The organism is Parabacteroides sp. MSK.9.14 (genome assembly GCF_019041495.1).
Lineage (GTDB): Bacteria > Bacteroidota > Bacteroidia > Bacteroidales > Tannerellaceae > Parabacteroides > Parabacteroides merdae.
Map to the genome: position 1 here is coordinate 112820 of NZ_JAHPXO010000010.1, position 21358 is coordinate 134177.

General features: G+C 45.0%; 21 protein-coding genes and 1 tRNA gene. 9 read left to right on the forward strand and 13 right to left on the reverse strand.

The window, feature by feature from the left end; genetic code table 11:
* Nucleotides 1-26 precede the first annotated feature (26 nt).
* Complete coding sequence (locus tag KTG12_RS07525; protein WP_005640764.1) at nucleotides 27-362, forward strand: helix-turn-helix domain-containing protein; 336 nt, start codon at nucleotides 27-29, stop codon at nucleotides 360-362.
* A gap of 8 nt (nucleotides 363-370) precedes the next feature.
* On the opposite strand, the gene KTG12_RS07530 is transcribed toward KTG12_RS07525, so the two are convergent.
* Nucleotides 371-446, reverse strand: a tRNA-Trp gene (locus KTG12_RS07530).
* A gap of 175 nt (nucleotides 447-621) precedes the next feature.
* On the opposite strand from KTG12_RS07530, the gene KTG12_RS07535 reads away from it, so the two are divergent.
* Nucleotides 622-2124 (forward strand): glutamine synthetase family protein, encoded by a 1503-nt coding sequence (locus KTG12_RS07535; protein ID WP_022322407.1) that lies wholly within the window; start codon nucleotides 622-624, stop codon nucleotides 2122-2124.
* A 34-nt stretch (nucleotides 2125-2158) separates the two neighbouring features.
* Here KTG12_RS07535 and KTG12_RS07540 read toward each other — a convergent pair whose 3' ends face one another.
* The 4 genes from KTG12_RS07540 to nhaD are packed head-to-tail and all read right to left on the reverse strand — an operon-like array spanning nucleotide 2159 to nucleotide 5232.
* Nucleotides 2159-2752 carry a uracil-DNA glycosylase family protein gene (locus tag KTG12_RS07540; RefSeq protein ID WP_005646132.1) on the reverse strand — a complete coding sequence of 198 codons (594 nt, stop codon included), beginning with the start codon at nucleotides 2750-2752 and terminating at the stop codon, nucleotides 2159-2161.
* Nucleotides 2752-3108, reverse strand: a complete 357-nt coding sequence (locus tag KTG12_RS07545) for an arsenate reductase family protein (RefSeq protein ID WP_005640769.1) — start codon at nucleotides 3106-3108, stop codon at nucleotides 2752-2754. Before KTG12_RS07545 ends, KTG12_RS07540 begins: the two co-directional genes overlap by 1 nt.
* Before the next feature lie 12 nt (nucleotides 3109-3120).
* Complete coding sequence (locus KTG12_RS07550; RefSeq protein WP_005640770.1) at nucleotides 3121-3756, reverse strand: hypothetical protein; 636 nt, start codon at nucleotides 3754-3756, stop codon at nucleotides 3121-3123.
* A gap of 45 nt (nucleotides 3757-3801) precedes the next feature.
* Nucleotides 3802-5232: a sodium:proton antiporter NhaD gene (nhaD, locus tag KTG12_RS07555; protein ID WP_005650897.1), complete on the reverse strand. Its 1431-nt coding sequence runs from the start codon at nucleotides 5230-5232 to the stop codon at nucleotides 3802-3804.
* A gap of 283 nt (nucleotides 5233-5515) precedes the next feature.
* Here nhaD and KTG12_RS07560 point away from each other — a divergent pair, with 283 nt between their 5' ends.
* From KTG12_RS07560 to KTG12_RS07590, 7 genes are all read left to right on the forward strand, one after another.
* The gene (locus KTG12_RS07560) at nucleotides 5516-7399 is read left to right on the forward strand and encodes an ABC-F family ATP-binding cassette domain-containing protein (protein ID WP_022322409.1); all 1884 of its coding nucleotides are present in this window, start codon (nucleotides 5516-5518) and stop codon (nucleotides 7397-7399) included.
* Between the two features lie 5 nt (nucleotides 7400-7404).
* Nucleotides 7405-8580, forward strand: a complete 1176-nt coding sequence (locus KTG12_RS07565; protein ID WP_022322410.1) for an MFS transporter — start codon at nucleotides 7405-7407, stop codon at nucleotides 8578-8580.
* Between the two features lie 7 nt (nucleotides 8581-8587).
* A complete protein-coding gene (locus KTG12_RS07570; RefSeq protein ID WP_005640781.1) occupies nucleotides 8588-9118 on the forward strand; it encodes a methylated-DNA--[protein]-cysteine S-methyltransferase in 531 nt (176 codons plus the stop codon).
* A gap of 310 nt (nucleotides 9119-9428) precedes the next feature.
* The gene (locus tag KTG12_RS07575) at nucleotides 9429-9785 is read left to right on the forward strand and encodes a hypothetical protein (RefSeq protein ID WP_005640785.1); all 357 of its coding nucleotides are present in this window, start codon (nucleotides 9429-9431) and stop codon (nucleotides 9783-9785) included.
* A gap of 138 nt (nucleotides 9786-9923) precedes the next feature.
* Nucleotides 9924-10823: a YitT family protein gene (locus tag KTG12_RS07580; protein WP_005650904.1), complete on the forward strand. Its 900-nt coding sequence runs from the start codon at nucleotides 9924-9926 to the stop codon at nucleotides 10821-10823.
* Between the two features lie 109 nt (nucleotides 10824-10932).
* Entirely contained in the window at nucleotides 10933-12132 is a 1200-nt protein-coding gene (locus tag KTG12_RS07585) for a pyridoxal phosphate-dependent aminotransferase (protein WP_005646142.1), read from the forward strand.
* 65 nt (nucleotides 12133-12197) lie between these two features.
* Complete coding sequence (locus KTG12_RS07590) at nucleotides 12198-13442, forward strand: ABC transporter permease (protein ID WP_005640790.1); 1245 nt, start codon at nucleotides 12198-12200, stop codon at nucleotides 13440-13442.
* A gap of 32 nt (nucleotides 13443-13474) precedes the next feature.
* On the opposite strand, the gene KTG12_RS07595 is transcribed toward KTG12_RS07590, so the two are convergent.
* The 8 genes from KTG12_RS07595 to hisH all read right to left on the reverse strand — a co-directional run bounded on the left by KTG12_RS07595 (nucleotide 13475) and on the right by hisH (nucleotide 21079).
* Nucleotides 13475-14653: a glycosyltransferase gene (locus tag KTG12_RS07595; RefSeq protein ID WP_122115523.1), complete on the reverse strand. Its 1179-nt coding sequence runs from the start codon at nucleotides 14651-14653 to the stop codon at nucleotides 13475-13477.
* A 179-nt stretch (nucleotides 14654-14832) separates the two neighbouring features.
* The gene (lysA, locus tag KTG12_RS07600) at nucleotides 14833-15993 is read right to left on the reverse strand and encodes a diaminopimelate decarboxylase (RefSeq protein ID WP_005650907.1); all 1161 of its coding nucleotides are present in this window, start codon (nucleotides 15991-15993) and stop codon (nucleotides 14833-14835) included.
* A gap of 176 nt (nucleotides 15994-16169) precedes the next feature.
* Nucleotides 16170-17489, reverse strand: a complete 1320-nt coding sequence (locus tag KTG12_RS07605) for an aspartate kinase (protein ID WP_005640795.1) — start codon at nucleotides 17487-17489, stop codon at nucleotides 16170-16172.
* A gap of 64 nt (nucleotides 17490-17553) precedes the next feature.
* The gene (locus KTG12_RS07610; protein ID WP_005640796.1) at nucleotides 17554-18231 is read right to left on the reverse strand and encodes a cell division ATP-binding protein FtsE; all 678 of its coding nucleotides are present in this window, start codon (nucleotides 18229-18231) and stop codon (nucleotides 17554-17556) included.
* 5 nt (nucleotides 18232-18236) lie between these two features.
* Complete coding sequence (gene hisIE / locus KTG12_RS07615) at nucleotides 18237-18833, reverse strand: bifunctional phosphoribosyl-AMP cyclohydrolase/phosphoribosyl-ATP diphosphatase HisIE (protein WP_005640797.1); 597 nt, start codon at nucleotides 18831-18833, stop codon at nucleotides 18237-18239.
* 155 nt (nucleotides 18834-18988) lie between these two features.
* Nucleotides 18989-19744, reverse strand: coding sequence for an imidazole glycerol phosphate synthase subunit HisF (gene hisF / locus KTG12_RS07620; RefSeq protein WP_122122531.1), 756 nt, complete (start codon nucleotides 19742-19744; stop codon nucleotides 18989-18991).
* 18 nt (nucleotides 19745-19762) lie between these two features.
* A complete protein-coding gene (gene hisA, locus KTG12_RS07625; protein ID WP_005640799.1) occupies nucleotides 19763-20482 on the reverse strand; it encodes a 1-(5-phosphoribosyl)-5-[(5-phosphoribosylamino)methylideneamino]imidazole-4-carboxamide isomerase in 720 nt (239 codons plus the stop codon).
* Nucleotides 20483-20488: 6 nt separating this feature from the next.
* Nucleotides 20489-21079: an imidazole glycerol phosphate synthase subunit HisH gene (gene hisH / locus KTG12_RS07630; RefSeq protein ID WP_036724525.1), complete on the reverse strand. Its 591-nt coding sequence runs from the start codon at nucleotides 21077-21079 to the stop codon at nucleotides 20489-20491.
* Between the last annotated feature and the right edge of the window lie 279 nt (nucleotides 21080-21358).

A 21358-nucleotide genomic window follows, 5' to 3' on the forward strand; every position in this document is an offset into this window, starting at 1 on the left:
TCTTAGACAATTGTTAATTTGAAAGTATGAACAGTATATTGGAGAATATAGATACAATTCGAAGAAATAGAGGCTATTCGCAGGAATATCTTGCTATGCAGATTGGTATGAAGCAGGCTGGATTTAGCTTGATCATGTCGGGTGAACGCGAATTGAAATATAATACGCTATTGCAAATTGCAAATGCTTTGCAGATGTCTGTAATAGATGTTATTACATTTCCCGATAAATATGTTATGGCGAAAGGAAATGGAACATCGACCGAAGCTGTTCTGCAAATAAAATTGGACAGCGATAAAAAAGATCAGATATTGAATATTGTGTTTGGGGAACAGATTGCGGAATTGTTGAAATCGAAATGATTTCCTTTTGGCACGGAAGGAGAGGCTCGAACTCCCGACACCTGGTTTTGGAGACCAGTGCTCTACCAACTGAGCTACTTCCGTGTTTGCGGGTGCAAAGGTAAGAGAATATTCTATAATTCCAACTATATGTACGAAAAATAGTTGATGAAACCACTTATTTTCTCGATTCTTTGGTGATTCCCGGAATTTCTTTCCTATCTTTGGTGTAATAGAGTTGTTAATCGGGTATATAATTATACAAACAATCGACAAAGACATGAAAGACGAATTAGACATGAATGCCAACCTTTTGGTTGAGTTCCTTCAGAAGCCATCTGCCGAATTTACAAAGGCGGATATCGTATCGTACATTAAAGAGAAGAATATCCGGATGGTGAACTTTATGTATCCTGCCGGTGACGGGCGCTTGAAAACATTGAATTTTGTTATTAACAATGCTGCATATCTGGATGCAATCCTGACCTGCGGGGAACGTGTGGACGGTTCTAGCCTGTTTTCGTTTATCGAGGCGGGTAGCAGCGACTTGTATGTGATTCCGCGTTTCCGTACGGCGTTTATCGATCCTTTTTCCGAATTGCCGACGTTGAGCATGCTGTGCTCGTTCTTTAATAAGGATGGCGAACCGCTGGAAAGCTCGCCTGAATATACGCTGCACAAGGCAAGCAAGGCGTTTTCGGATGTGACAGGTATGCAGTTCGAGGCGATGGGAGAGCTGGAGTATTATGTGATTGCGGATGAGGAAGATTTGTTCCCGGCAACTGATCAACGCGGATATCATGAATCGGGGCCTTATGCGAAGTTCAACCAGTTCCGTACGCAATGTATGCAATATATCGCACAAGCGGGAGGACAGATAAAATACGGGCATTCGGAAGTTGGTAATTTTACCTTGAATGGTAAAATATATGAACAGAATGAGATTGAATTCCTGCCTACGCGGGTGGAAGATGCCGCCGACCAGTTGATGATTGCCAAATGGGTGATCCGTAATCTGGCATACGAGTACGGGTTGAACATTACGTTTGCTCCGAAGATCACGGCTGGAAAAGCGGGTTCCGGTCTGCATATACATATGCGTATTATGAAGGATGGCAAGAATCAGATGTTGCAGGATGGCGTTTTGTCGGAAACGGCTCGTAAGGCAATTGCCGGCATGATGAAGTTAGCTCCGTCCATTACGGCTTTCGGCAATACGAATCCGACTTCTTATTTCCGTCTGGTTCCTCACCAGGAGGCTCCGACGAATATTTGCTGGGGCGACCGTAACCGCTCTGTTTTAGTGCGTGTTCCGTTGGGGTGGGCTGCCAAGAAGGATATGTGTTCGCTGGCAAACCCGTTGGAGGCAGATAGTCATTATGACACGACGCAGAAGCAGACGGTCGAAATGCGTTCGCCGGACGGATCGGCCGATTTATATCAGTTGTTGGCGGGACTGGCGGTCGCTTGCCGTTACGGGTTTGAAATCCCGGATGCGTTGGATATTGCAGAAAAGACTTATGTGAACGTGAATATTCATCAGGAAGAAAACAAGGCTCGTTTGGAAACATTGGACCAACTGCCGGATAGCTGTGCCGCCTCTGCCAAACGCCTGCAACAGCAGAGGGGGATATTCGAACAGTATAATGTCTTTAGTCCGAGCATGATTGACGGTATCATAAAAAAACTGGAAAGTTATGATGACACGACATTACGTGAAGACCTGAAAAATGATCCGGAAGGAATGCTTGAACTGGTAAACCGGTATTTTCATTGCGGATGATGGTTACTTTAGGATCAAGCCGAAAGTGACTGATTTATATCATCTTTAAATCCTCGAACATCTGTTTATATACTGCGGCCTTTTCCTCTAACGGCTTGGGGTAAGCCCGGGAGGAAGAAGGCATGCGGTAGAGATGGAAAATGCGGCTCGACAGGGTGAAACGGGAGTAGGAGCCGACTTTGGGTTCTTCAACCGGAGGCAGCGTGGCGATAAGCGTGTCCATTGCCTTTTGACCTGTTACGACGATTGCTTCGCATTCTGGTATTTTGGCCAGAACCTCAACCGGGTTCAACGGTGTGACCACTTGCAGGAAGTTGTCGGAAGCATTATTCTTTAAACGGATGATTTCCATAGCCGTATCACCGATTCCGATCCCTTTTTCCCGGCAGAAGGCTTTTGCTTTCTCTTCACTGAAAGCTTTTTTGGTTTCTAAGAAATATTCTTTATCGTTATAGAAAACCAGTCCGAGTATCCGCCACATGTCGTTTTGGATATTCGGATAGTAGAAATTCATCGACCAGCGTGCACGCGGAGGTGGGAAACTGCCCAGCATCAATAATTTCGTGTTTTCCGGGAGGAAGAACCCTAACGGATGTTGCTCTATCGGCTGAGTGGCTGGCGTTTTCATTATTTTACCAGGTTGTTCCATTCGTCCGCTTTGAAACCGACCAAAACTTGATTTTCACTGATCAGCAAAGGGCGCTTGATCAATTTGCCGTCCGAAGCCAGCAAAGCGATCTGTTCCGCTTCGCTCATCGCAGGCAGCTTGTCCTTCAATTTCATCTCCTTATAAACCAGTCCGCTGGTGTTGAAAAAGTTTTTCAAAGGAAGCTTGCTGCGTTTGATCCATTCTGTCAGTTCTTCGACAGAAGGATTGCGATCGATGATATGACGATCCTCGTACGTTATTTTATGCTCATCCAGCCATTTTTTTGCATTTCGGCAGGTGTTGCATTTCGGGTATTCTAAGAACAGGTAGCTCATATAGTCACGGTGTTATTTGTCTTCTTTCTTCTGTCTTTTGGCATCTTCTTTGGCCATCAGCACGACATTGTACACGAAGTCGGTCATCCATTCTTCCGAATAGCCGAGCGTTTCTTTGTATTTCCGTATTCTCCAGGCGACTTTCTGAACACTGACATCTTTCCATTCCGAACGGGTTACAATCTCATGGATGGTCTTTTGTGTCTGCGAATATAACAGTTTCTTCACTAGCATGGAGAAGCGGAATTTCCATTGCATCAGGTTGTCGAGCAGGGAGAACAGGTCGTTGTTGAATCCCTGATACATGATGAAATAGGATTTGATGTCGTTCTGCGTCTTGCAGTTCTTTTTGATGGAGGCATCGATTTCCTTGAAGAAGTTTTCGTTCAGCCCGTATTCTTGCATTAGGATTTTGCGGGAACGGGATTTCTCGGCTATGCCCAACTTGTTGTTCTGAGTCGGGATCTTAAGCATCCGTTTGAACAACGCCATATCGTTCAATATATTGAGGTTGGTGATACCTAACTGCACAGCCATTACCGCCTGGTAATACACGCGGATCAGCGTAACGAACTCCTCTACGGAGCCTTTCGATACGACTTCTGTTTCTTCTTCTTTCTTCTTGAATAGTTTGGAAATGAAATTCATTGTGTATATTTATATTTATTGCCGACAAATATAATAAGAATCTTTTTATATGCCTAATAGTACATTTTGTAGGATGTAAACAGCGGCTCCCGACAGATAGCCGGCCAGTGCGAGCAACGAGATTCTTTTTAGATACCAGATGAAATTGATCCCTTCCAGTCCCATAACGACAACTCCGGCAGCAGAACCGATGATCAGCATGCTGCCACCCACGCCGGCACAATAGGCTAGGAATTGCCAGAACACGCCGTCTTGTACGAAATTGGCTATATAAGCCGGATCAGCAGCCGTAGCGACCATCGCATCCGAGGCAACGGGGTACATTCCGATAGCACCGGCGACGAGCGGAACGTTATCGACGATGGCGGAGAGCGTTCCGATAATCAGGTTGACGGCATATACATTGCCGATCGTATCGTCCAACCAGAGGGAAAAACTGCCTAAAACACCACTGCAACGCAGTGCGTCCACAGCCAGTAAGATACCGAGGAAGAACATCAGAGTAGCTCCGTCTATACGGCTCACTACTTTCGATAAACGGAGTTTCAGGTCCTCGTTGATCGGAGTTTTCCGGTACATCAATTCAGTGAATATCCACAGGATACCGACTCCCATCAAAATCCCCATGAAAGGGGGCAGGTGCGTGATCGTTTTAAACACTGGGACGAACAGCAGACAGAACACGCCAATGCAGAGGATCGCCAGTTTTTCGTTCGCTTTCAATACTTTTAATAGAAGGTTGTCACGGTTTTCCTCAAAAGCGTTGGGAGGCGTAACTTTGCCGTGCAAATAGCGGGATATGATCAATACTGGGACTAATGCCGATACGAGGCTCGGTAAAAAGAGATGCGGGATCGTTGCCGAAGTCGAGATATTTCCCCTTACCCACAGCATGATCGTTGTCACGTCGCCGATGGGCGACCAGGCCCCGCCGCTGTTGGCGGCAATCACGATGATGCTGCCGAAAATCCAGCGCTCCTTATAATTGCCGATCAATTTTCGGATCAGCATGACCATGACGATGGAAGTAGTCAGGTTATCCAGGACTGCTGACATGAAAAAGGTGATCGTAGCAATGACGAACAATAACTTCCGCTTGCTGTTGGTGGTGATGCGGTTGGTGATGAACATAAACCCTCCGTGAGAATCGACGAGTTCTACGGTGATCATCGCCCCGATCAGGAAGATCAAAGTCTCTGCGATCTCACCGATACTATCCAGTATCTGATGGTCGATGACGAAACGGATACACTGGTCTGCATAGGGCAGATCCTTTATGAATGGGAATGCGTCTAAAAAAAGTTTAAATTCTTCGGCTGAAGCGGTCGGAATAAATTGAGGGGCCCCCAATGTATATAAAACCCAAAGGATTGTTCCAGTCAGGAGTGCTGTTCCCGCTTTATTGATTTTTAGCGGATGTTCCAGAGCGATAAGTAAATATCCTATCAGGAACACGATGATCATTGTTGTCAACATAGTGTATCTGTTAAAATTTATCTAAAGCGGCAAAAATAATAATTTATTATAAAAGGGAACATATTTGTTAAGAGGATTGTTTAAAACAGCTTGGCATATATTGTTGAATCGTCTGCCGGATAATCTGGTTTTCCCTTCTGATAATTGGATTTTTCCGCCGTAGTTGTTGTTTGCCGACAATTGTCAGCAGGCAACTGTTTCGGCATGAATATACGAAATAATCCCATCCATCGTGCTTGATCTTTTTGTATCTTTGTCCTGCATTTAAAGCAGATATGAATATATGATAAGTTATTTACAAATAGATAAGTTGACTAAAAGCTTCGGCGATTTGGTTTTATTCGAAGATATCACTTTCGGAATCGCGCAAGGGCAGAAGGTCGGGCTGATAGCTAAGAATGGTACGGGGAAAACGACTTTGCTAAATATTATAGCCGGAAAGGAGGATTATGACAGCGGGGCGGTTGTGTTCCGAAATGATCTGCGGGTTGGCTACCTGGAACAGATGCCGCATTATCCGGACGGCCTGACTGTTTTGCAAGCGTGTTTCTACTCTCCGAACGAGACGGTGCGTTTGATCGCCGAATATGAGCAGGCGATGGCAAGCGGCGATCATTCCAATCTCGAAGATATCCTGCTTAGGATGGATAACTTGAAAGCCTGGGATTATGAACAGCGTACCAAGCAGATTTTGGGACAGCTGAAAATCCATAACTTCGACCAGAAGATGGAAACGCTTTCCGGCGGGCAGTTGAAAAGGGTGGCTTTGGCAAACGTGTTGATCACCGATCCCGAATTGATCATCCTTGACGAGCCAACCAACCACCTGGACTTGGAAATGACCGAATGGCTGGAAGGATATCTTTCTCGCGCGAACATTAGTATTTTGATGGTGACGCACGACCGTTATTTTCTGGATCGTGTCTGTAGTGAGATTATCGAGATAGACCGGAAACAGATTTATCAGTATAAAGGAAATTACAGCTATTATCTGGAAAAACGACAAGAACGAATGGACGCGTTGAATGCCGAGGTGGACCGGGCCAGTAACTTGCTTCGCAAGGAGCTCGACTGGATGCGCCGTCAGCCGCAGGCGCGTGGGACAAAGGCGAAGTACCGGATCGATGCTTTCTACGAGCTTGAAAAGAAAGCCAAACAGCAGCATGAGGCCGGTAATGTCAACTTGGATGTGAAGGCGTCGTATATCGGATCGAAGATTTTCGAGGCGGAACATGTTTCGAAACGTTTCGGCGATCTGAAGATCGTGGAAGATTTTAACTATATATTCGCCCGTTATGAAAAGATGGGGATTGTCGGGAATAACGGAACGGGAAAATCTACTTTCATCAAGATGCTGATGGGGGAAGTGGAGCCTGACAGCGGTCGTTTTGACGTAGGAGAAACGGTCCGGTTCGGTTATTACAGCCAAGACGGCCTCCAGTTCGACGAGCAGATGAAGGTGATCGATGTGGTCCAGAATATCGCGGAATATGTTGACCTCGGTGACGGGAAGAAGATGGGTGTTTCACAGTTCCTGAACTATTTCCTTTTCGCTCCGGAAAAACAGCATAATTACGTTTACAAGCTGAGTGGGGGAGAAAAACGCCGTTTATATCTCTGCACGGTCTTGATGCGTAGCCCGAACTTTCTTGTGCTCGACGAACCGACGAACGACCTGGATATCGTCACGCTGAATGTGTTGGAGGAATATCTGCGGAACTTCAAAGGATGTGCGATCGTCGTGTCGCACGACCGCTATTTTATGGATAAGGTGGTCGATCATCTGTTGGTGTTTCGGGGAAATGCCGATATAAAGGATTTTCCGGGCAACTACACGCAATATCGCGAGTGGAAAGAGGTGCAGGATCAGTTGGAAAAAGAGACTGAAGCTGCACGACAGGCAAGAATGGCCCCCACTGTGGAGAAAACGTCGCGTCTTGAAAAGGTGCAGAAAAAGAAACTGACTTTCAAGGAACGCAAGGAGTTTGAAGCGCTCGAGGTCGAGATTCCTCTGCTTGAAGCCGAAAAAGCAGAGTTGGAAACGGCCATGAGCAGCGGTACGTTGAGCAATGACGAACTGTTGGCTAAATCCGAACGTATCGCAAAAGTGATAGAAGAAATAGATGAAAAAACAATGCGCTGGCTGGAATTGAGTGAACTGGCGTGAATAAAATGAAAGATTGTAAACCCATATTATGGAATCGGAATTTTGTGCAATGTTGCATTTCTTATTTCCTGATGAACTTCTCTTTCTATATGCTGATGCCGACGATGCCGGTCTATCTGGTGGAAGTTTTGGGGATCAGTACGGCAAATGTGGGGATCGCGTTGTCCAGTTATACAATCGGTCTGCTCTGTGTCCGGCCTTTTTCGGGTTTTTTGGTGGATTGCTTTTCGCGTAAGCCTTTATATCTTTTCGCCTTCTTCGTTTTTGCTTTCATGTTCGGCGGGTATCTGATTGCCACGACTATGTTGACTATTATGGCTGTCCGTTTCGTTCAGGGTGGTTTTATGGGGTTGACTTCGGTTGCCGGCAATACGATTGCGATTGATGTGATCCCTTCCTCCCGGCGTGGTGAAGGAATGGGATTTTACGGTCTGACAATCAATTTGGCGATGTCGTTGGCTCCGTTGGCAGCTGTTGCCATCTATGGGAAAGGTGGGTTTAATCTGGTTGTCTTTATTGGTTGGATGGCTGCTTTTATCGGGGTCGGTTCTGTCTGCCTGATCCGCTATCCGAAGCGAGAAAAGGTTCCGCGGCCGCATTTTTCCCTCGACCGTTTTATCCTGGTGAAGGCGTTGCCGGCTGCGCTCGCTTATATCCTGGTTGCAATTCCTTATGGGATGATTACTTCTTTTGTCGTTTTGTACGGAAAGGAAATAGAAGTGGCCAATCCTGGCTATTTCTTTATTTATATGGCGGTAGGAGTGGGGACGTCGCGGCTGGTCTCCGGTAGGCTGGTCGATCATGGGAAGATTCATTGGGTATCGGTCTGTTCTGCGGTCTGCTTGTTGGTGACGTTTACCGTGTTTGCAACTGTCCACCAGTCTTGGGTTTTCTTTGTCTGCGCCTTGATGATCGGTATCGGGTATGGAGTAGGGGTTCCGGCTTTCCAATGCCTCTTTGTCAATGTCGCTCCACATAATATGCGTGGAACGGCGACTTCTACTTATCTGACCTCTTTTGATTTGGGTGTCGGTATCGGGATGCTTTCGGCCGGTTTTATCGCTTCCTGTGCCGGATTGGCTGTGGCCTATGGAGTGGGAGCCGGTTGTTGTCTGGCTTCGCTTGGTGTTTATCTGCGTTGGGTGAGGCCATCGTATGAGAAGCATAAATTATTAGTATAAGTTTATTATGAAGAAAGAGAAAAATATTATCAAAGTACAGCGTTACGAATCGCCCTGCGGCCTGTTGCTACTCGGTTCGTTTGGTGACAAACTTTGTTTATGTGACTGGCAGGTAGAAAAACATCGTGATCATGTAGACCGGAGATTGAAACGGATGCTGTGTTCCGAATTTGAGGTAGGTACATCGGAAGTAATTGAGAAAGCAGCAAGGCAACTCGACGAGTTTTTTGCCGGAAAGCGTAAAGAGTTTGATGTGCCGCTTCTCTTTGTTGGTACGGACTTTCAAAAAACAGTATGGAACGAATTGCTGGAAATACCTTTTGGAAAGACAGTTTCTTATGGTGAAATGGCCCAGCGTATCGGTATGTCCAAAGCAGTCCGTGCGGTTGCCAATGCCAATGGTGCAAACTCCATATCGATATTCGCTCCTTGCCATCGGGTGATCGGTAGTGACCGTTCGTTGACAGGTTACGGCGGCGGGCTTCCGGCTAAAAAGTTCTTGCTTGAATTGGAATCCCAACCCAGACTGGCTTTGTAAATCAAAGGTCGTCCGATTTGTAAGTAGTCATGACGAAATTTCTGATGTTAATATCTGTGCACTATCGATTCGGTTGTTTGATAGGGAGTATGGTGTCTTATTTGTAGTAAATGTTTCATTTGAGCTTCAAAAAGATTTCTTAATTGTTAAATAGTATCCAATTTGCTAATCGTTAACAATATTTGAATATGTTCAAGAACAATATTATAAAACACATTGTTATATTTGCAGTAACGAAAAGATAAAAGGTAAAAAGAAAAGGGGCAAATGGCCCCTGTGTTTAGGTTTAACAATTTAATGTTTAGGTATTATGAGACGTTTAGGTATGGCTGTTGCAGCCGTTTTATTATGTGCAACAATGGGTTTTGCACGCGAGAACCGTAACAATGTGAGTAAAGAACCGTTTGCTATTAACTTTGAAAAATTGAGCAACTATTTGCAGTTGTCCTCTTATCAGGCCAATGAAGTAGCAAATATCAATGAGTATTTTCTGGATATGCAAGGAGAAAGTCTCCGGGCAAGTGAAAAAATGCGTGACAAAAAGATGCGTCAGGCTGTTTATGGAAATTTGAAGTTGATGAAGAAGGTTCTTACACCTGAACAGTATCGCAAATATGTGGTTCTGTTGAATGTGACAAATAATAATAACCGTACTTTGAATTTCTGATAATTCAATCTGGGCTAGGTTATTTTTGATAGCAGGAGAGATTGTATGTTTTATGTGTACAATCTCTTCTTTTTTATATATCTTTGCGCTGTTTTAACAAATAATGAACAATACAAAAAATCGAACAACAACGCAAACATGGAACAACCGTTTAATCTGGTTTCTAATACCACGCTGAAAAAAAATGTAGCAGACTACACTTTGATCGTTATCGGTGCTTTTTTGCAGGCACTTAGTTACAGCTTATTTCTTGCACCTTATAAAATCGTACCGGGAGGGGTATATGGTATATCGATTGTTTTGCACCACGTGACGCAGGGGCTTTTCTCTTTTATGCCCGAAGGATTGCCGATGGGTGCGACTGCTCTTTGTTTTAATGTGCCTTTGTTGCTTTTGGCCATGAAAAAACTCGGTTTGGCGTCAGGGCCGAAAACAATTGTGACTTTTGTCTTGATATCCATTTTTACAGATAGTTTTTCATATCTGTTTGCTAATCAGCCATTAGTTGAGAATGACAGTTTTATTGCTTGCTTTTACGGTGGTGCAATTTTGGGACTTGGAGTGACTTGTGTGTTCCGTGCGCAAAGTACGAGCGCCGGTACGGATGTGTTGGCCCGTGTGATCGCCCTAAATTCAAATTTGAAGGTAAGCAATATGATTATTGTCATAGATTCGACCGTGGTGATGTTGGGGTTACTTGTATTCCAAGATTGGGCGGTGCCTCTGTACTCTTGGTTTGCTATCTTCGTATTCGGAAAGGTGGTGGAAATGTTCCAGACCGAGAATCCAAACCGGGCGGTGTTTATCGTATCGCAGAAAACGCAGGAGGTAAAAGAACTGATTGTAGGAAAGATGGGGATGCGAGGTACTTTCTTGCATGGTCGCGGTATGTATGAAGGAAAGGAAAAAGAGATCATCTTTACCATTGCCGAGCGTAAAGACCTGCCCCGTTTGAAAGATGAAGTGAAGGAAATCGATCCGAATGCCTTTATCTCGACTATGCATGCAAGTAAGGATTCGCCGCGTCCGGGAATGTAAAGAGTTGAAAGTTGAAAGTTATTTTCGCTCTCAACTTTCAACTCTCAACTTTCAACTTTCAACTAAAATGTATACCTTTGTCTCATTCTAAAAACAAACCGTAATAGTAATGCCTAATATTTCACAACGAGGAGTCGATATGCCGGCTTCCCCAATTCGTAAACTTGCCCCGTTGGCTGATGCTGCCAAACAGAGAGGTGTTCATGTCTATCACTTGAATATCGGTCAGCCTGACCTGCCTACCCCGCAAGCGGCATTGGATGCGATCCGGACGATCGATCGATCGGTGTTGGAATACAGCCCTAGTCAGGGATATCGTAGTTATCGTGAAAAATTAGTAGGATATTATAAGAAGTATGATATAAATCTCGTGGCGGATGATATTATCATTACAACAGGTGGTTCGGAAGCCGTATTGTTCGCTTTCCTGAGTTGTCTGAATCCTGGTGATGAGATTATCGTGCCAGAGCCTGCATATGCCAACTATATGGCTTTTGCCATTTCGGCGGGGGCGGTGATCCGTACGGTGACGACAACGATCGAGGAAGGTTTTTCCCTACCAAAAGTGGAGAAGTTCGAAGAGCTGATCAATGAGCGTACTAAAGCGATCCTGATCTGTAACCCTAATAATCCGACCGGGTATTTATATTCCCGCCGTGAAATGAACCAGATACGAGATATTGTAAAGAAATATGATCTTTATCTTTTCTCGGATGAGGTGTACCGTGAGTTCATTTATACAGGTTCGCCTTATATCTCGGCTTGTCATTTGGAAGGGATTGAGCAAAATGTTGTACTGATCGATTCAGTTTCCAAGCGCTATTCGGAGTGTGGTATCCGTATTGGTGCGTTGATCACGAAGAATGCAGAGGTCCGCAATGCCGTTATGAAGTTTTGCCAGGCTCGTCTGAGTCCGCCTCTGATCGGCCAGATTGCTGCTGAGGCTTCTCTGGATGCTTCCGAAGAATATGCCCGTGAGACGTATGATGAATATGTCGAACGGCGTAAATGTTTGATCGACGGCTTAAATCGTATTCCGGGGGTATATTCCCCGATTCCGATGGGAGCTTTCTATACGGTGGCAAAGTTGCCGGTGGATGATGCTGATAAGTTCTGTGCTTGGTGCTTGAGTGACTTCGAATATGAAGGGCAAACGGTCATGATGGCTCCGGCTTCTGGTTTCTATACGACTCCGGGGTTGGGGAAGAATGAAGTCCGTATGGCTTATGTTCTGAAAAAAGAAGATCTGGCGAAGGCACTCGTGGTGCTTCAGAAGGCGCTGGAGGCATATCCGGGAAAAACAGTATAAATGAATTACAATGAACAATTGACAATTAAAACTAGTCAATCCAAAATCCTCAATTCTCAATAGCTTTGAGCCTAGAATATTTTATAGCAAAACGCATCTATTTCAGCAAAGAGGGGGACCGGCAGGCTACTCCTCCTGTTGTTCGTATTGCTATGATTGGAATAGCCTTAGGACTGGCTGTTATGATCCTTTCGGTGGCTATAGTCATTGGTTTTAAGAAGGAAATTCGGAATAAAGTGATCGGTTTCGGCTCACATATCCAAATCACGAACTTTGATAATAATGCTTCTTACGAATCGACTCCAATTGCAGTGAGCGATACGCTCCTGGAGCATCTGAAAACCTTTCCCGGCATTACGCATGTGGAAGGTTTTGCCACGAAGCCGGGAATCTTGAAAACCGACAGTGATTTCCAGGGGATCGTGCTGAAAGGTGTAGGCCGGGACTATGACTGGACTTTCTTTCGTAATAATCTGAAAGAGGGTGAGCTGTTTATCCTTCCTACCGATAAGGTGTCTACGGATGTGTTGCTCTCCCGTTATCTGGCTAATCTGTTGGGGCTGAAAGTTGGAGATTCCTTTTTGACTTATTTTGTGCAGGACGAAGTGCGTGCTCGTAAATTCCGTATAACGGGTATTTATGAGACGGGTTTTGTTGATTATGACAAGTTGTTTGTGATAGCTGATATCCGCCAGATACGCCGCCTGAATGGTTGGGCGCCTGACGAGGTGAGCGGTTTGGAATTGCAAGTGGATGATTATGACCACCTGGACAGGGTTGCTGAAGATTTGTATTTTGATATTGCTGAGAAGCAAGACCGGAATGGTAACACATACTATACCCGCTCCATCAAAGAACTGAATCCGATGATATTCGACTGGCTGGAGGTGCAGGATATTAATGTGGTGGTGATTCTGATACTGATCCTTGCTGTTGCTGGCTTCACCATGATTTCGGGACTGTTGATTATTATCTTGGAGCGGACGAACATGATCGGTATTTTGAAGGCCTTGGGTGAAAATAACACCAGTATCCGTAAGATATTCCTCTATATATCCTTTTTCTTGATTGGCAAAGGGATGATATGGGGCAATGTAATCGGGATCGTACTTTGTCTTGTTCAATCTTATTTCCGTGTCGTAAAGCTTGATCCGTCCGTTTATTATTTGGATGCGGTTCCTATCGACCTGACCGTCTTTTCCATTGTTTTGCTGAACATCGGTACATTGGCCGCTGCTATGTTAATGATGCTTGGGCCTTCCTACCTGATAACCAAAATCCATCCGGCAAAAAGTATTCGATTTGAATAATAATATGCCAATTAGCACATTGGCATATTATTTCATGCCACATTATTTGTAAAATCTTTTTTCCCGTTGAACATCCTGTAAATGTGGATATATATGTCATAGACCGGTTGAGCGATTTCCAACAAAGGAAGCCAGGCGGTTAATGGCTTTTGTTGCAGGAGTAAGGCGGATTTTTTATAAACGAGTGCTTTGACTGTGAAGCGGAGGAATAAGAGTAATCCGGCCAATATCGAGAGCAGCCAGTTTCCTGAAAGCCCGACGATGAAAGTGGCGATTCCCGCAATCCAGAAGAACAGATAACCGATGGTTTCCATTCGGTAAAAAGTTAAGGAACCTCCTTTGTAAAAACGTTTGGTGGCGGCGCGGGAGGTTTTTATCTCTCTCCAGGTTTCGAAATCTCCTACTTTGTTCATCTTGATGATGGAATCGGACGAGAGTTGTACCTGCGTATTGGCGGGATTCGAAACTTCATTGATGAACAGATCGTCTGCTCCGGCGTGAAGGTTGAGGGATCTAGCGTAACCTTTGTGGGCAAAGAACAGTTTCTTACGATAGGATAGGTTCCGGCCGTTTCCCGTGAAAGGATGGTGGGAGAGGGCTGAAGATATCATTTGCAACCCATTTGTCAGGTTGTCATAGGCAATGAGCTTGTGCAGGAACCCTTTTGTATGCCGATACGCACAGAAACCTAAAATAATGTCCGTTTCGGGATTGTAGGAACCGGCCATTGCTTTGATCCATTTCGGACCGATCGGGCGGCAGTCCGCTTCGGTGAAAAGGAGGATGTCATGCCGGGCAGCCTTGATTCCCATAGTGAGCGCAAGTTTTTTATGGCTCAGGTATTGAGTGTCTACAGGCACATATGTGTAATAGAGGTTTTTGTATTCATTTGAAAAAAGTTTCAGAACGTCTTCGCTATTGGCATCGGAACCGTCGTTGACAACAATAATCTCATAATCCGGATAATCCTGGTTCAGCAATATCGGCAGATTATTGCGTAAATCTTCCGGTTCGCCGTGGGCATAGACAATGACGGAGACAGGTTGGGCATCCTTGTCTGCCGTGACACGTTCCGTGCTTTTGGCTGTTGCAGCACGTAAAGGGCGTGAATATGTGATCAGATAATAGAGTATTTGTATGATAAACAACACGCCAGTAATCCCGATTAGGAGTAATTCCAGGTCGGAGAATGTAAGTAAATTTTCGCTCATCGATATTAAATTGTCTTTGCTGATACAAATGTACGGAGGATTTTTGGATATTTATAACAAATACATCACCCGGACTACGGATACCACTTCGAAAGACGGTTTGATAAAATAATGGTCCATGCAAAAGCTTGTATGGAAAAGATTTTTGCATGGACCATTCTATAATGTTGAAATAGGGTTTACATCGTATCCGAGTAATGAGCTGTCGGTAATTTCCGACAGTTATATTGTGAGGCCATTACCTCGCCGTAAGCACCTGCAGAGCGGAGGGCGATCAGGTCGCCACGGTGGGCGCGGTTCAGTTCGACATCTTTACCGAACACGTCGGACGATTCACAGATCGGACCGACAACGTCATAAACTTCAACTTCTTCGTCGCTGGTGATATTCTCCATGCGGTGGTATGCATCGTACATGGCCGGGCGGATCAGTTCGGTGAAGCCGGCATCTAAAATACAGAATTTCTTTGTCTCGCCGACTTTTACATATAGTACTTTAGAAATCAGCGAACCGCATTGTGCGACGATGGAACGTCCCGGCTCGAAATGAACCTGCTGTCCCGGACGAAGTTGCAATAGCTTGTTGAACACGGCAAAATAGTTGTCGAATGCCGGGATAGGCAAATGATTCGGGTGATAATAATCGATACCGAGACCGCCACCGAAGTTCAGATTCTCAACTTTTATTCCACGCGCCTCCAGCTCTTCCTGAATTTCATTGACACGGATTACCAGGCCACGGAAAGCAGCCATATCTGTAATTTGTGAGCCGATATGGCAATGGATGCCGATCAATTTGATATGTTCCAGGCGGCAGACTAAATCTAACACCTGTCCGAGCTGGCTCAAATTGATACCGAATTTGTTTTCCTTCATGCCAGTCGTGATCTTGGCATGTGTATGAGCGTCTACTTCCGGGTTGATACGAAGGGCGATCGAGGCCACTTTGTTTTTGGCGGCAGCCAATTCTTCCAAGATTTCCAGTTCGGCAGCCGATTCTACGTTGAAGCAGAAAATATCGTTGTCTAGTCCTAAATTGATCTCCCAGTCTGCTTTGCCGACACCGGCATAAACGATTTTTCTGGCAGGGAAACCTGCATCGAGTGCCGCCTGTATTTCACCACCACTCACACAGTCGGCTCCCAAGCCATATTCTGCAATAATAGACAAGATGCGGGGATTGGCATTTGCCTTGACTGCATAGTGGACATGATAGCCATACTTTCCGGCTTCCGTTTTTACCGTATTGAGTGTTTCTTTCAACAACGTTATATCGTAAAAATAGAACGGAGTTGCCAGTGATTTGAACTTTTCTGTAGGAAATGTGCCTTTTAATATCATTTTTTTCAAATTTCTTTTGGTAATTAAAAAAGTATATCTATATTTGTAGCACGTAAATTTTTTCATAGTTAAGGTTTTGGTTGGAAAGGGTCATCTGTGAAGACGGCCCTTTCTTTTTTATTTTTCTTATGAAAAAGGATGGCGTATTGATTGATTCGATACGCCATCCTTTTTGTTTATGCTTTATTGTTGAATAAATGATCGCTTAATGCTTGCAATGCCCTTGTTTTGTCGGAGGCTTTAATAAGGAGCGAGACGTTGTAGTTGCTGCCTCCGTACGAGATCATTCGTACCGGGACGTCCTTCATCGCTTGGACAATCCGGGCTTCGAAACCGACATTATCCCATTCCAAGTCACCTACCACACAAACGATAACCATATCTTCGTCTACCGTGACCGTTCCATACTTTTTCAGGTCGTCCACGATCTCTTCCAGATGCTTGCGGTTGTCGATCGTAACGGAAACACCTACTTCGGAAGTCGTTACCATGTCGATAGGCGTCTGGTAGTTTTCGAATATTTCGAATACTTTTCGTAGGAATCCTGTAGCCAACAGCATACGGCCACTCTTGATCTTGATGGAAGTGATATTGTCTTTTGCGGCGACAGCTTTGATTTTCCCTTTTTCCGTCATGTTGGAGATCATGGTGCCCGGAGCTTCCGGCTGCATCGTGTTTAACAAACGAACAGGAATATTGTTCAGCTTGGCCGGCAGGATGCAGGTTGGATGCAGGATCTTGGCACCGAAATAAGCTAGTTCGGCTGCTTCTTCAAAATGCAGATGGCGGACTGGCGATGTCTTTTCAACAATACGCGGATCGTTGTTGTGCATGCCGTCTATGTCTGTCCATATCTGGATTTCTTCTGCACCGATAGCTGCACCGATCAGAGAGGCGCTGTAGTCGCTGCCGCCACGTTGCAAGTTGTCGATCTCGCCGTAAGCATTTCGGCAAATATAGCCTTGTGTTATGAAGAGGTCTGCATCCTTGTGTCCGTCTAATAGCTTGATAAGCTTTTCTTTAATGTACACAGGATCCGGTTCCGCGTTCTTGTCTGTACGCATATAATCCAGTGCCGGAATCAGAACGGAGTTTATGCCGCATTCGTTCAGATAGAGGTTCATCATACCGGTAGAGATCAGTTCGCCTTGGGCCAGGACAACTTTTTCTTCGAACAACGTGAAAAGATCCTTTGTAAACGTGCGGATATGGTCGAAATGATGTTTTATCAGTTCTTTGGCTTTCTGCTTATATTCGTCAGTGCTGTAGAGTTCTTCGATATGGCCATAATATTTCTGAGCCAGTTTATTGATGACCTCGTTTGCTCCGTCAGGGTTTTTCTTGTACAAGTAATCCGAGATTTCAACCAATGAGTTGGTTGTACCGGACATGGCAGACAAGACTACAATGTTACGTTCTCCCGTAATCAGTTTTGCTACATCTTTCATTCTCTGTGCAGATCCCACAGAAGTACCGCCAAACTTTAAAACTTTCATTTTCTTTTACTATATTAATTTGTTCTTCTTCACTTTAAATGCGTGTGCAAAGTTACATAAAAAATTATTCTCCAACATCACTTAGGCAGGCATTCTCACATTTTACTATACGCGCGGGATAGTTATGTACCAGTGTGTAGTTGTGAGTCGTCATGATGACGGCCGTTCCCTTGCGGCAAATGTCGTGTAGCAGCTGTACGATTTGTCCGCTTGTCTCCGGGTCCAGGTTTCCGGTAGGTTCGTCTGCAAGGATCAAAACCGGATCGTTCAGTAATGCGCGGGCGATCACGATACGCTGTTGCTCGCCACCCGAAAGCTCGTGCGGCATCTTATAGCCTTTATCTTGCATCCCGACTTGAAAAAGCACGTTGTTGATGCGCTCGTTTATCTCGCTTTTCTTTTTCCATCCGGTCGCTTTTAGGACGAATTCGAGATTTTTGTGTACCGAACGATCGGTAAGAAGCTGGAAATCTTGAAAGACGATCCCTAATTTCCTGCGCAGGTAAGGAATGTCTTTCCGTCTCATCTTGCAGAGATTATAGTCCAACAACCATGCGTCCCCTTGATTGATGGGAATTTCGCAATACAAGGATTTCAACAGGCTGCTCTTGCCAGAACCGACTTTTCCGATCACATACACGAATTCTCCATTGTGGAGTGTAAAGGATGCCCTGTGAAGGATCACATTCTCTTCACGGCAGATATCTACTTTATCCAGTTTGAGCAGGGTTGTCTCTTCCATTGTTATTATCCTTTATGTCTGCTTTTTAATTCGCGTGCGAGGTCTTCGATGCGAAGTCCTTTGCTTGTCAATAATACGATCAGGTGGTAGATCATGTCGGCTGCTTCGTAAACGAGACGGTCGTCTGTCCCGTTAGTGGCTTCGATAACTGTTTCGACGGCTTCTTCGCCTACCTTCTGTGCCATACGGTTGATGCCTTTTTGAAACAGGGTAGTGGTGTAGGAACCTTCCGGCATTTCCTGGCGGCGCTGTTCGATGAAGTTCTGCAAATATTTAAGGAACATGATGTCTTCCACATTCTTTTCGCCGAAACAAGTATCAGCGCCAGTGTGGCATACGGGACCGGCGGGAATAGCCTTGATCAACAGTGTGTCGTTGTCGCAATCGGCAGCAATGGTGACTACCTGCAGAGTGTTTCCGCTGGTTTCACCTTTCATCCAGATACGGTTTTTCGTACGGCTGAAAAATGTCACTTTACCGGTAGCTTTTGTTTCTTCGTAAGCTTCTTCGTTCATAAAGCCCAACATCAATACCTTGTTTGTGTTGTAGTCCTGAACGATGGCGGGAATCAGGCCGCCCATTTTTTCAAAATCTAATTTCATTTTTTATCTGACTATTATATTGTTCTTAATTCATCCGTATGCAACTTTTTGTTCTTCGGCATTCGTTTCTGGTTTTATAGGCATGGAACTACAGTTTCACTTGCCTGGAACGAGAGTTTCCTTCTATAGGGAACGGTTACTCTCTGCCGTGGCCATCAGAGGCGGACGTTGATCCCTTCTTCGTGGAGATACTGTTTCAGAGCTCCAATGCCGATTTCCCCGAAATGGAATACGCTTGCCGCTAACGCCGCATCCGCCTTCCCTTGGGCGAATGTGTCGCGGAAGTGTTCCATTTTTCCGGCTCCTCCCGACGCGATGACTGGAATGTGCAGGTTGTCGGCCAGCATAGCTAACGCCTCATTGGCGTAACCGTCTTTCACACCGTCGTGTGTCATACTGGTAAACAGGATTTCTCCGGCTCCCAGGCTTTCAGCTTCTGCCGCCCACTGGAAGAGATGTTTTTCCGTCGGAATACGTCCGCCGTTCAAGTAGCATATCCAGTCGCCCATTTCGAAATTGGCGTCGATGGCGACCACACATACCTGGCTGCCGAAGTTCTTGGCAATATCTTCGATCAGTTTCGGATTGCGCAGGGCTGCCGAGTTGATGGAAACCTTATCGGCTCCGGCACTCAACAGGCGGTCCACATCTTTCAGCTCGTTGATGCCGCCGCCAACTGTGAAAGGGATGCTGATATTGGCCGCAACCTTCTTTACCAGTTCCGTAAATGTCTTACGCCCTTCGTGCGAAGCAGTTATATCCAGATATACCAATTCGTCTGCTCCCTCCCGGCTGTATTGTGCACCCAGTTCGACCGGGTCGCCGGCATCGCGGAAGTTTACGAAATTGATTCCCTTAACGGTTTTTCCATCTTTTATGTCCAAACAGGGTACTATTCTCTTGGCAAGCATATATAATCATTATTTTTATCAGGTGAAACGGATCAAGTCTTTCAGCTGTATCTTTCCCTCGTAAATCGCTTTACCGAAGATGACAGCCGGAATACCCGCTTCAGCCAGTTTCTCAATATCTTGTATAGAACTGATACCTCCACTGGCTATCAGATAAAGCAGAGGTATTTGTTCCTGTATCTCTTTATATAATTCGATGGCAGGTCCTTGCAGCATACCGTCGCGGTTGATGTCCGTACAGATTGTCTTCGTGATACCATTGTCGTAATAATCATGGATGAAAGGGATCAGTTCTTTGTCTGTCGTCTCTTCCCATCCGCTTATCGCGATTTTTTTATCTTTGACGTCTGCTCCGAGGATGATTTTTTCCGGACCGAACTTGGTGATCCAGGAAGTGAATATTTCCGGATTCTTCACAGCGATGCTTCCGCCCGTAACCATCTGCGCACCACTTTCGAAAGCAATTTCCAGGTCTCCTTCCTGTTTCAGTCCGCCTCCAAAATCAATTATCAGCGAAGTACGTGTCGCCAACCGTTCCAACATACGATAGTTGATGATCCGCCCTTGTCGCGCTCCGTCTAGGTCTACCACATGCAGACGTCTGATGCCATGATCTTCAAACATCTTGGCTACTTCCAGAGGATCTTCGTTGTACACTTTCTTGGTGTTGTAATCACCCTGGGTGAGGCGTACGCATTTCCCGTCGATCATATCTATTGCCGGAATCAACTCTATCATATTACATTATAGTTTTAAAAAGTTACTTAATATAACCTCGCCGACCGAACCGCTTTTTTCTGGGTGGAACTGGGTCGCATAGAAATTGTCTTTATGCAGGGAAGCACTGAACGGAAGGATATATTCGGTTGTCGCGGCGGTGTATTCGTTTACGGGTACATAATAACTATGTACGAAATAAACAAACTTGTTCTCCAATTGCTTGTTGAACAGCCCGCCTTTAACGTTCGTAATCGTGTTCCATCCCATGTGCGGAACTTTATCCATGTGTTGCTGCGGGATGAAACGTTTTACTTCTGTATCGAAAATGCCTAAACAATTCGCATCTCCTTCTTCCGAATGGCGGCACATCAACTGCATGCCGAGGCAAATTCCTAAAACAGGCTGCTTCAATCCTTTTATAATTGTATCTAAGTTATGCTCTTTCAGGTGCTCCATTGTGGTATGTGCTTCACCGACACCTGGAAAGATTACTTTGTCTGCTTTACATAACAGTTCCGGGTCTGCTGTGATTGTAGCTTCGACTCCCAGTCTTTTCAGTGCGTAACTCACAGAATAAATATTTCCGGCATTGTATTTGATAATGGCGACATCCATTGTTGTTGCTTCCTTTTTTTATGTTGAGCTGCAAAACTAACAAATTATCATGACATATAGATGTCTGCTTTATGAAAAGTTGCAGAATAGATGTTATTTGTGATAAACTGGCTGGTTTATTGTATGGTTTTCTCAAATCCCCGTTGGCCCAGAAATAGTAACTTTGCAGACAAAGGATACTGCAAAATATGGCCTTCATCGGCCAGCTTTACTCTTTTACATATTTTGAAAAACAACTGTCATACTATCACTAATTTCCTTTTATCAATTGAATATCAA

What these genes read in the sequence shown, in the direction of transcription:
- nhaD (WP_005650897.1), bottom strand. Translation starts at nt 5,232, where the DNA reads ATGTTGACAACAATGATCATCGTGTTCCTGATAGGATATTTACTTATC.
- KTG12_RS07535 (WP_022322407.1), top strand. Translation starts at nt 622, where the DNA reads ATGAAAGACGAATTAGACATGAATGCCAACCTTTTGGTTGAGTTCCTT.
- KTG12_RS07595 (WP_122115523.1), bottom strand. Translation starts at nt 14,653, where the DNA reads ATGAGCGAAAATTTACTTACATTCTCCGACCTGGAATTACTCCTAATC.
- KTG12_RS07605 (WP_005640795.1), bottom strand. Translation starts at nt 17,489, where the DNA reads ATGAAAGTTTTAAAGTTTGGCGGTACTTCTGTGGGATCTGCACAGAGA.
- lysA (WP_005650907.1), bottom strand. Translation starts at nt 15,993, where the DNA reads ATGATATTAAAAGGCACATTTCCTACAGAAAAGTTCAAATCACTGGCA.
- KTG12_RS07560 (WP_022322409.1), top strand. Translation starts at nt 5,516, where the DNA reads ATGATAAGTTATTTACAAATAGATAAGTTGACTAAAAGCTTCGGCGAT.
- KTG12_RS07525 (WP_005640764.1), top strand. Translation starts at nt 27, where the DNA reads ATGAACAGTATATTGGAGAATATAGATACAATTCGAAGAAATAGAGGC.
- KTG12_RS07580 (WP_005650904.1), top strand. Translation starts at nt 9,924, where the DNA reads ATGGAACAACCGTTTAATCTGGTTTCTAATACCACGCTGAAAAAAAAT.
- hisIE (WP_005640797.1), bottom strand. Translation starts at nt 18,833, where the DNA reads ATGAAATTAGATTTTGAAAAAATGGGCGGCCTGATTCCCGCCATCGTT.
- KTG12_RS07550 (WP_005640770.1), bottom strand. Translation starts at nt 3,756, where the DNA reads ATGAATTTCATTTCCAAACTATTCAAGAAGAAAGAAGAAGAAACAGAA.
- hisH (WP_036724525.1), bottom strand. Translation starts at nt 21,079, where the DNA reads ATGGATGTCGCCATTATCAAATACAATGCCGGAAATATTTATTCTGTG.
- KTG12_RS07540 (WP_005646132.1), bottom strand. Translation starts at nt 2,752, where the DNA reads ATGAAAACGCCAGCCACTCAGCCGATAGAGCAACATCCGTTAGGGTTC.
- KTG12_RS07545 (WP_005640769.1), bottom strand. Translation starts at nt 3,108, where the DNA reads ATGAGCTACCTGTTCTTAGAATACCCGAAATGCAACACCTGCCGAAAT.
- hisF (WP_122122531.1), bottom strand. Translation starts at nt 19,744, where the DNA reads ATGCTTGCCAAGAGAATAGTACCCTGTTTGGACATAAAAGATGGAAAA.
- KTG12_RS07565 (WP_022322410.1), top strand. Translation starts at nt 7,405, where the DNA reads ATGAAAGATTGTAAACCCATATTATGGAATCGGAATTTTGTGCAATGT.
- hisA (WP_005640799.1), bottom strand. Translation starts at nt 20,482, where the DNA reads ATGATAGAGTTGATTCCGGCAATAGATATGATCGACGGGAAATGCGTA.
- KTG12_RS07610 (WP_005640796.1), bottom strand. Translation starts at nt 18,231, where the DNA reads ATGGAAGAGACAACCCTGCTCAAACTGGATAAAGTAGATATCTGCCGT.
- KTG12_RS07585 (WP_005646142.1), top strand. Translation starts at nt 10,933, where the DNA reads ATGCCTAATATTTCACAACGAGGAGTCGATATGCCGGCTTCCCCAATT.
- KTG12_RS07570 (WP_005640781.1), top strand. Translation starts at nt 8,588, where the DNA reads ATGAAGAAAGAGAAAAATATTATCAAAGTACAGCGTTACGAATCGCCC.
- KTG12_RS07575 (WP_005640785.1), top strand. Translation starts at nt 9,429, where the DNA reads ATGAGACGTTTAGGTATGGCTGTTGCAGCCGTTTTATTATGTGCAACA.